Annotated in this window: 10 protein-coding genes and 1 tRNA gene; 5 read left to right on the top strand and 6 right to left on the bottom strand. The window is 62.0% G+C overall.

Annotation, left to right across the window (positions count from 1 at the left end):
- Positions 1-167 precede the first annotated feature (167 nt).
- The 5 genes from AC4DF4_RS17170 to AC4DF4_RS17150 all read right to left on the bottom strand — a co-directional run bounded on the left by AC4DF4_RS17170 (position 168) and on the right by AC4DF4_RS17150 (position 4,348).
- Positions 168-242, bottom strand: a tRNA-Asn gene (locus AC4DF4_RS17170).
- A gap of 137 nt (positions 243-379) precedes the next feature.
- Positions 380-580, bottom strand: a complete 201-nt coding sequence (gene thiS / locus AC4DF4_RS17165) for a sulfur carrier protein ThiS (protein WP_490049333.1) — start codon at positions 578-580, stop codon at positions 380-382.
- Positions 581-590: 10 nt separating this feature from the next.
- Positions 591-1,964, bottom strand: a complete 1,374-nt coding sequence (locus AC4DF4_RS17160; protein WP_490049332.1) for a DUF2851 family protein — start codon at positions 1,962-1,964, stop codon at positions 591-593.
- Entirely contained in the window at positions 1,961-3,571 is a 1,611-nt protein-coding gene (locus tag AC4DF4_RS17155) for a TIGR03790 family protein (RefSeq protein WP_490049331.1), read from the bottom strand. The genes AC4DF4_RS17160 and AC4DF4_RS17155 overlap by 4 nt, the downstream gene beginning before the upstream one ends.
- A 48-nt stretch (positions 3,572-3,619) precedes the next feature.
- Positions 3,620-4,348, bottom strand: a complete 729-nt coding sequence (locus AC4DF4_RS17150) for an MBL fold metallo-hydrolase (protein ID WP_490049334.1) — start codon at positions 4,346-4,348, stop codon at positions 3,620-3,622.
- 105 nt (positions 4,349-4,453) lie between these two features.
- Between AC4DF4_RS17150 and recN the strand changes: the two genes are divergently transcribed.
- Both recN and AC4DF4_RS17140 read left to right on the top strand, forming a co-directional pair.
- Entirely contained in the window at positions 4,454-6,103 is a 1,650-nt protein-coding gene (recN, locus tag AC4DF4_RS17145) for a DNA repair protein RecN (RefSeq protein ID WP_490049330.1), read from the top strand.
- Positions 6,100-6,657: an ATP-dependent zinc protease family protein gene (locus AC4DF4_RS17140; protein ID WP_490049329.1), complete on the top strand. Its 558-nt coding sequence runs from the start codon at positions 6,100-6,102 to the stop codon at positions 6,655-6,657. Before recN ends, AC4DF4_RS17140 begins: the two co-directional genes overlap by 4 nt.
- 17 nt (positions 6,658-6,674) lie before the next feature.
- Here AC4DF4_RS17140 and AC4DF4_RS17135 read toward each other — a convergent pair whose 3' ends face one another.
- Entirely contained in the window at positions 6,675-6,920 is a 246-nt protein-coding gene (locus AC4DF4_RS17135) for a hypothetical protein (RefSeq protein WP_490049328.1), read from the bottom strand.
- 116 nt (positions 6,921-7,036) lie between these two features.
- On the opposite strand from AC4DF4_RS17135, the gene AC4DF4_RS17130 reads away from it, so the two are divergent.
- Genes AC4DF4_RS17130 through AC4DF4_RS17120 form a run of 3 tightly spaced genes read left to right on the top strand, consistent with a single transcriptional unit; the run spans position 7,037 to position 7,844 of the window.
- Positions 7,037-7,231 carry a hypothetical protein gene (locus AC4DF4_RS17130; protein WP_490049327.1) on the top strand — a complete coding sequence of 65 codons (195 nt, stop codon included), beginning with the start codon at positions 7,037-7,039 and terminating at the stop codon, positions 7,229-7,231.
- Positions 7,228-7,521 (top strand): type II toxin-antitoxin system RelE/ParE family toxin, encoded by a 294-nt coding sequence (locus AC4DF4_RS17125; RefSeq protein WP_490049326.1) that lies wholly within the window; start codon positions 7,228-7,230, stop codon positions 7,519-7,521. The genes AC4DF4_RS17130 and AC4DF4_RS17125 overlap by 4 nt, the downstream gene beginning before the upstream one ends.
- Before the next feature lie 26 nt (positions 7,522-7,547).
- On the top strand, positions 7,548-7,844 hold the full coding sequence (locus AC4DF4_RS17120) for a hypothetical protein (RefSeq protein ID WP_490049325.1): 297 nt from the start codon (positions 7,548-7,550) through the stop codon (positions 7,842-7,844).
- The last annotated feature ends 71 nt before the right edge of the window (positions 7,845-7,915 follow it).

Raw genomic sequence — 7,915 nt, 5'->3', positions numbered from 1 at the left:
CAATCCGAGCTTGCTGGGGAGATCAAGTTCTCGTATCAAATGTCCATCAGCCAGCCCGCTGAGATTTTAACAATTTAACGGAAAGAAAAATTTCCCCCATGTCTACGGTTCATGTCTACGGTGGACTAACGAACTCACACCACCAGTCGTAACCGACTAATTCTAAATGGCTCCGGCGGTAGGGATCGAACCTACGACCTAGTGATTAACAGTCACCCGCTCTGCCGCTGAGCTACGCCGGATTTTGCTCCTTTCGGACGCGGGCGGACCTTGGGATTCGCGGACCTCTTGTGGCAAGGGAAAAATACTTAAGCTCTGCAAAAATCACTGTCCCGGCGATTTCCAGCGGACCTCGCCGCGATAGGGACCGTGCCGCGACCTAGCCCCCGGCCGCCAAGGTGACGATCTCGACCCGGGCGCCGTCCTGGATCAGGGTGCTTGGATAGTCGCGGGGAAAGACGGCTTGCTCGTTGAGCTCCACGACGATGGGTTTGCCGCCGAAGCCGGTGCTTTCAAGCAAGTCGCCCAGCGTCATCGCGGCTTCGAGTGGGTGGGGATGGCCGTTCAGTTGAATTTCCATGGTCAAAAAATCACCTCCATTGCGCGAGCTGTTCGGGAAACGGGCAGTTCTGGCATTCCGAAAAATCCTCAAGGCAAAAGTCCTGATAGACCTGGAGCAGCGCCTGATGGTGGCACACCCGCCGCATCCATGGCTCGGAACCCTTGGTAGAGCCGAAAAGCCTGAGACCGCTGCGCCTCACCTTGTCGTTAGCCGCGGAATTCCGCAGTTTGTAGTAAGATTGGAAGGTCATGCCATCCTCGTGCATGGCCAGCGGGGCGAGATGGTTTGCGATCAATTCCAGCGCTTGGGCACGGCCGAACAAGGCGACCCGCTGGGCCGAGGCGGCCGAGGTCAGCGTGTGCCGGTGCGTCCAGAATTCATGATCGAGGGTTTGCAGGAAATCGATCAGCGGCTTGGCGGCGAAAGGTCGCGCGAGCGCCAGACGCCGGTATTGCGGCCAGACTTTCACCAGCGCGGCCAATGCCCCCACGCGGCGGTGCGGGTGGTTGGCCGGACGCTGGCCGTGGGTTTTCCAAGGAATCGCCCGCTCGCCGGTCGCTTCGCAGCGGGCCCGGTTTCTCCACCAGGTGTCCCACAAGCTGCGAAGATAATCCCGGGTGTCGGCCGGGGCCTGCTCGTGCAAATCGGCGGATAGAAATCCGGCGGTTCCGAAAAGAATCGCCTCGGCGGCCTCGCCTTCCGCCTTGAGGAGGGCGAGCGGCGAGCGTTGCGCCAGCAAGCGCATTGCAAGCGAGTTTCCGCGGTATCCCAGAGTCTCGGCGGTCGCTTGAAACAAAGCGGCGTCACGCCCGTGCGCGTCCGCCGTCCGCAGCCAGCGGGTGGCTTTCATTCCCGCGCGATAAACCGCGGCCTCTTCCAGCAAGCTGTCAACCGCTCCGACCGGCAGCCCTTTCAACGGCGCGACACAGCGACCGGGATGAGCGATGGCAACCTCCCTCTGCGGGCGATTCAAGGCGTCGGAAAGCTGCATCTCGCTGATGACCACCTGCGGGACCTCGCGATGGTCCAAAGTCCGGGTGAAAATTCGCCGCGAGTCGGATTGGAAAACCACGTGCAAGACCACTTCGCCGAAGGCGGGATTGGTGGCATGGCCGTGCGCGTCCCAGTCGCCGGCCACCGGATCGAGCTCCAAGGGACCGGTTCGCAATTCACCATCGATTTCGACCGCCGCCTGAATGAAATCCGGTCCCGCGCCACGGTTCCACTCGCCGAACTGCACGATTCTAACCTTCCTGCCGGTGGTCGTGCGGAAGTCCCTGCCCAAAGCCCCCGCAAACCACAAAGCCTGCAACTCCAGCTCGGGCGGCAGCACACTCGCGGCGGTCTCCGCAAACGCCAGCGGCGGGTGCCATATCGATTCCAGCAAAAATTCGTAAGTCATTTCAAATTTCCGATAGCTTCTGGCTTGTTTGCGGCGGGCACCTTGGTCGGGTCTGCCGGCGGCGGTGGTGGCGGATCGAGGATATCCAGCCAGCCCTTCAGGGCGTCCGACTCCGGAATCGGCCCGTAGAACATCTGCGCGTCCCGCAGGCCGCGCACCGCCAGATCCTTGCGGTTCGCCGTGCGGTCGATGGAAATCAGGTGGAAATCCCCGCGCAGCTTGTCCTCGGTTTTCGCGTAATACACTTTCGCCGTTCGGAACCATTGGCCGGCTCCCCCGGAATCTCCCTGCTGGAGCAAATCAAGCCCGACGCTTTCTGCTAGAATTCCGCTTTTCATCCGCTCCGCAGCCTTCTCCAACTGTTTTGCCCGCTCGCTCGGATTCGTCTTCCACTCGATGGCCGCGGCCCTCAGCGCGCGGAATTCGATGTCTCCGTCCTGCTTCACGCCGCCGCCATCAAAATGCCGGAACGGCCGGTAAAGCGGATCACCCAGCACCACACCTTGCCAAGATGTCACCGGCATCGCCATCCAGCAGGCTTCGCCAAACGAATATCCACCAAGCAACCTTTGATGCAGAATGCCGAAATCATGGGTCAGGTGCAGATACGGCTCATAGACGTTTCCGATAGTCGCCACCGCGCCTTTTTCCAACAGAGCTCCGCTCCAGTTTTTCGCGCCGTTTGAAAGCTGCTCCGCGCTGAACGAATGCAAGTGCATCGCCACGGCCCCCTTCCGGAATTGAAAGCGGTTGTTCAAAAACGGCCCGCTCACGTTCCAATCATACCAGCCGTAATAGAGCGCCGCGTCCGTCATCGGATAGTTGGTCGGCAGCGTGTCATTGAAGCGGTCCACCACCGTCGGAATTCCAGCCTGGCCACCGGCCTTCACGACCGATTCCAGCCACTGGTCTCCCTGCGGAAATTTGTTGGCGATGTCCACGTAGGCCCGCCCCCACAGGCCGGTTTTCTCCACCTCGACCGCGTCGCGGATCATTCTCTCACAGGTCGCGTAACTCGGCGCGTCGATCCGCGCCGTTAGCACGAGAAACGGTAGGTTTGCGTCAACGATCGGTTTTTCGCTTTTGAAAAATTTGTTCTGCAAAACCCCATCCACGGGGACGCCTTCCACTCCGAACATCGCCAGCTCCGAATCCACCGACGCCTCGTCGTGCCCGGCCACCGGATTTTGCGGGTTGGGAGGAACCGGCGGCGCTCCGGGTTTCGGCGCAGGCTTCGGCAGCGGCTGGATCCGCAGCGGCACGCCGCGCATCGTGACCAGCACGCGGATGCGGTTGACGGTGGGCAAAGTCACTCCCCCCGCGTCCTTCTGGCGCTTCCACCAGCGCCGGTCCTCGAATTCCCAGCGCAGCGGTTTCAAAATCCATTTCTCGAAATCCTCGCGGGAAATATCCGCCGCGGCCGGCATGTCCAAGCCGATCAGGTTTTCCGCCGGGATTCCCCGCGCGTCGCGATACATTTCGGCCAGTTTCCGGGATTCCGGCACCGCGCGATTGTAAAGCACCGCCACGGATTCAGGCGAAATCGCCGCGCTCGAAACCAGCGGACCTCCCGCCAGCAGCAGCAAAACCAGTGCGAAAATTCTCATCGCGGGAAGCATGCCCTGATACCCGGATCATGCAAGACCCGGTGCAGCTTACAGCGAAATCCGCAGCCCGTCCCAGGCCATCCGCACGCCGGCGGGAAGCTCTTTGGAAATCGATCCGATGTCGTATTCATGGCTCAAATGCGTCAACCAGGTCTCCTTCGCCCCCACCTCCGCCGCCGCCGCCAAGGCCTCGGCCAGCGTGAAATGCGTCGGATGCTCCGTCGTCCGCAGCGCATCGACGATTAGAATGTCCACCCCCCGCAGCATCCGCATCGTCTCCTCCGGAATCCGCTTCACGTCCGGCAAATACGCCGTTTTCCCCGCTCCCGGCCACTCGAACAGATAACCGATCGTCTCCACCGCGGCGTGCTCGACGGGCAGCGGCGTCACCTTCAGGTCGCCATAAAAAAACGGCCCGTCAATGATCCGGACATCCGGCCTGACATAGCCGTCGATCACGTTGTCAGGCGAAAATGCCCAGCCGAACATGCATTTCAACGTGTCCATGCAGTCCTCCGTCGCATGCATCGGCAGCGGCCCCTTTTTCCGCCAGCAAAACGCCCTCAACTCGTCAAATCCCGCCACGTGATCCACATGCGCGTGGGTGTAAATCACCGCGTCGATCGCCCGCAATCCCTCGCGCAGCGCCTGCATCCGCAAATCCGGCCCCGAGTCCACCAGCAAGGTCTGATCCCCCGCCCGCACCACCACCGACGACCGGAACCGCTTGTTTTTCGGGTCATCCGACGTGCAAACCGGACAATCGCAACCAATCACCGGCACCCCCACCGAGGTCCCCGTGCCAAGAAATGTTAAGGAAAATTCAGCCGCCATTGCTTCCTGCGGCGACCCTTGCATACTGCCCCCCGTTCCGCAAAACGAATGCTCACTCTTCTCAAAATCCGCAATCTCGCCCTCGTCGATGAACTCGCATGGGAACTCGGCGCAGGCCTCATCAGCGTCACCGGAGAAACCGGGGCCGGCAAATCCGTCATCGTCGGCGCCCTCAAACTGGTCCTCGGCGAGCGCGCTGAAAAATCGCTCATCCGCACCGGCGAGGAAAGCTGCTCGGTCGAGGCGGTTTTCGAGCTCAAGGACCCGCTGGAAATCAACGCCATCCTCGAAGACGGCGGACTCGCTCCCTGCGACGACACGCAGCTGATCATCCGCCGCGTCATCGGGCAGACTGCGAACCGCCAGTTCATCAACGACTCCCCCGTCACGCTCGCGCTGCTGAAGCGCCTCGGCGAGCACCTCGTCGACCTCCACGGCCCGCACGACCACCAGTCGCTGCTCTCCACCGAGCGCCAGCTCGCGATGCTCGACGCCTACGCCGGCGCGGATTCCGCCGTTTCCAGCTACCGCGATTTTTACCGCTCGTGGCGCACCAAAGCCGCCGAGCTCGAGGAAATCCGCCATGCGGAAAACGCCAGCGAACAGGAACTCGACCTGCTCCGCTATCAGCTCCAGGAAATCGACGGGGCGAGTCTCAAGCCCGAGGACGAGCAGGATCTCGAAGACCGCTGGCGCCGCGCTTCCAATGCGAGCCGCCTGGTCGAAGCCGCCGCCGCCGCGACCGCCGCCCTCAACGGCGATGACGGAATCCTCGAACGCCTCACCGAAGTCCAGCGCCTCGTCCGCGATCTCGAAAAGCTCGATCCATCGATCCGCGAGCGCACCGCTTCGCTCGAAACCGCCTGCCTCGAACTCCAGGACCTCGAAGGCAATCTCGCCGATTACGCCGACGAACTCGACATCAACCCCGCCGAGGCCGCCACACTCGAAGAGCGAGTCAATTTGCTCGAATCGCTCAAGCGCAAATACGGCCCCTCGCTCACCGACGTGCTCGCCCGCCGGGACGCCGCCGCCGCCCGCCTCGACACCATCGAAAACCGCGGCGAAAAACTCGAAACCCTGGAGCGCGAGCTCGCCGCCTGCCGCACGAAGTTAGATGCCGGCGGCAAATCCCTCGGCACCCTCCGCCGCAAGGCCGCGCCGAAGCTCGCCAAGGAGATTTCCGGCCAGCTCAAGGATCTCGGTTTCAAACAATCCTCGTTCGAAGCGCCGCTCAAAACGCTGCTGGAACCGGGACCGCAAGGACTGGAATCCATCGAATTCCAATTCGGCCCCAACCCCGGCGAGCCGCTGCTGCCACTCCGCCAGATCGCTTCCTCCGGTGAAATCAGCCGCGTGATGCTTGCCGTTAAGTCCGCGCTCGCCGATCAGGACGCCACGCCGTTGATGGTTTTCGACGAGATCGACGCCAACGTCGGCGGCGAAGTCGCCCGCGCGGTCGGCCGGAAAATGGCGGCGCTCGGCACCCGTCATCAGGTCGTGGCCATCACCCATTTCCCGCAGGTCGCCGCCATCGCCACCCATCATTTCGTGGTGGAAAAGGAGGTGTCCGGCGGCCGCACCCGCTCGCGACTCTATCCGGTGTTGGGAGAAACCCGAGTCCAGGAACTCGTTCGAATGTTAGGCGGCGGCGGCGAACAAGCGCGCGCCATGGCGGCCTCGCTCCTCAATCCGTGAAACCCATTTACAAAGCCGTCCCGCTGCCCGTCGAGTCCACGTCCCGGGACCTCGCCGCCTCGCTCGGTTTGCCGTGGCGCGGGACCGGCATGCCGCGGTTAGTCATCGGCCGCCGCGAATGGATCGCCCTGCCAGATCTCGGGATTTCCCCGATGAACGCGAAAACCGACAGCGGCGCGCGCAGCTCCAGCATCCACGCGGAAAGCGTCAACCTGTCGGCGGACGAAAAAACCGTCCGCTTCACGACCACCAACCACTACGCCGAGTTGGTTTCCTGCGAGGCTCCGGTGGCGCGGCTTGCACGGGTCCGCAGTTCCACCGGCGCTGCCAGAAACCGGATTTTCATCGAGACCACCGCCGTGCTGCCGGGCGGTTTCCGCTGGAGCATTCTCCTGAGTCTGGCGGACCGCTCCGAAATGTTGTGCCCGATGCTGCTCGGCCGCCGCGCGCTTTCCGGCTATTTCCTCATCGACCCGCAAGGCTCGCACCTGCTAGGTCCGCGGCGCTTGCTGGATGAATACCGCGTCATCCCGCCAGCCGGGAATCAAAGCTGAACGGTTGCAGGAGCTTTTTACCACCCCTGCGGATCTGGCCGTTTCAGACCTGACTGACGCCCCGCGTTGCCGTGGGACGGGCCGGGGAGGTAGCTGCCATTCTCCAGTTCTTCGGAGAGGTTCACGCATTCCAGTTCCCACTCGGCGAAGAATCCGGCGGCGGGGGCGAGGCTGCGGCGGCCGCTCATCGCGAGGTTCGCTGCCTGCATCAGGTTGCCCAGGCTGGTGACTTTTTGCCAAAGGTGTTTGTGGGTTTTGGCCATGGCACCCGCACAGCGTGAAACCAACCCGGCAAATGGAAACCACGAATTCCAAGTGTGACTCAACGCACCAGGAATGGCGGCTTGCATCACACCCCCCTTTGAGATTGATTCGTGGCATGCCTTCAGCAGAAAAAACTTCCATCAAGAAAGAGGCCGCCCGTCTGGTGCGCCAATTGCCCGAGTCCGCCAGTTGGGATGATCTGATGTATGAAATCCTCGTCCGCCAGAAAATCGAAGCCGGTCTGGCCGATTTGCGAGACGGACGCACTCATGACCACGCATCCATCCGCAACGAGTTCGGCATGGCATGAGTATCGCATGGTCAGAGCAAGCGCGACGCGATCTGCATGCGATCAGGGGCTTCATCGCCCGCGATTCGGAGCACTACGCTCGTTTGCAGGTCGATCGCCTGATCTCCCGCGTCGAACGTGCTGCCGCAACGCCCTCCAGAGGACACCCCGTCCATGAATTCATCGAGTCCGGCCTGCGCGAGGTGCATGAAGGTTCCTACCGGATCATTTACGGTGTCTGCGCCGATGAGTTGCAAGTGGTGACCATCGTCCACATGAGACAGCGCGTCACACGCCGCCGCCTGCGCTGAGAGGTGGAATCACTCCGCCACGGCTCTTGAGCCAGCCGCCGACCATCCGGCCGCATTCGTTGAGGGCTCGCGCGCAGGGCTCGCGCGCTGAATTCGAATTGCGCGGGGGTGAACAGCTTGCGGTCCTTGGCCATGCGGACGGTCCAGCGCAGCACTTCCATCTTGCTGTTCGCGGTGGCGAGGATCTCCGCCTTGTCGCGGGCTTAGGAGGCTTCCACCAGCAGGTCCAGCACATCCATCGCTTGTCCGGTGAGGCGCTGGCCGAGGATGAAGCGTTGGCTCTTCGGGAAGTGGAAGAGGATTTTTTTTCGTTAAAATGTTAAAATCGATTGGTGCTGGTTGATCGGGCGATGTTCCGACATCGCCTGTTTGAACAAACGTTTCAAATCAACCA

It is taken from the genome of Luteolibacter sp., from assembly GCF_058122085.1.
This window is presented reverse-complemented; position numbering and strand designations above follow the sequence as displayed.

Excerpts from the sequence above, each read along its gene's own strand:
- AC4DF4_RS17130 (WP_490049327.1), top strand. The coding sequence starts at position 7,037 with ATGCCTTCAGCAGAAAAAACTTCCATCAAGAAAGAGGCCGCCCGTCTG.
- thiS (WP_490049333.1), bottom strand. The coding sequence starts at position 580 with ATGGAAATTCAACTGAACGGCCATCCCCACCCACTCGAAGCCGCGATG.
- AC4DF4_RS17135 (WP_490049328.1), bottom strand. The coding sequence starts at position 6,920 with ATGGCCAAAACCCACAAACACCTTTGGCAAAAAGTCACCAGCCTGGGC.
- AC4DF4_RS17155 (WP_490049331.1), bottom strand. The coding sequence starts at position 3,571 with ATGAGAATTTTCGCACTGGTTTTGCTGCTGCTGGCGGGAGGTCCGCTG.
- AC4DF4_RS17125 (WP_490049326.1), top strand. The coding sequence starts at position 7,228 with ATGAGTATCGCATGGTCAGAGCAAGCGCGACGCGATCTGCATGCGATC.
- AC4DF4_RS17160 (WP_490049332.1), bottom strand. The coding sequence starts at position 1,964 with ATGACTTACGAATTTTTGCTGGAATCGATATGGCACCCGCCGCTGGCG.
- recN (WP_490049330.1), top strand. The coding sequence starts at position 4,454 with ATGCTCACTCTTCTCAAAATCCGCAATCTCGCCCTCGTCGATGAACTC.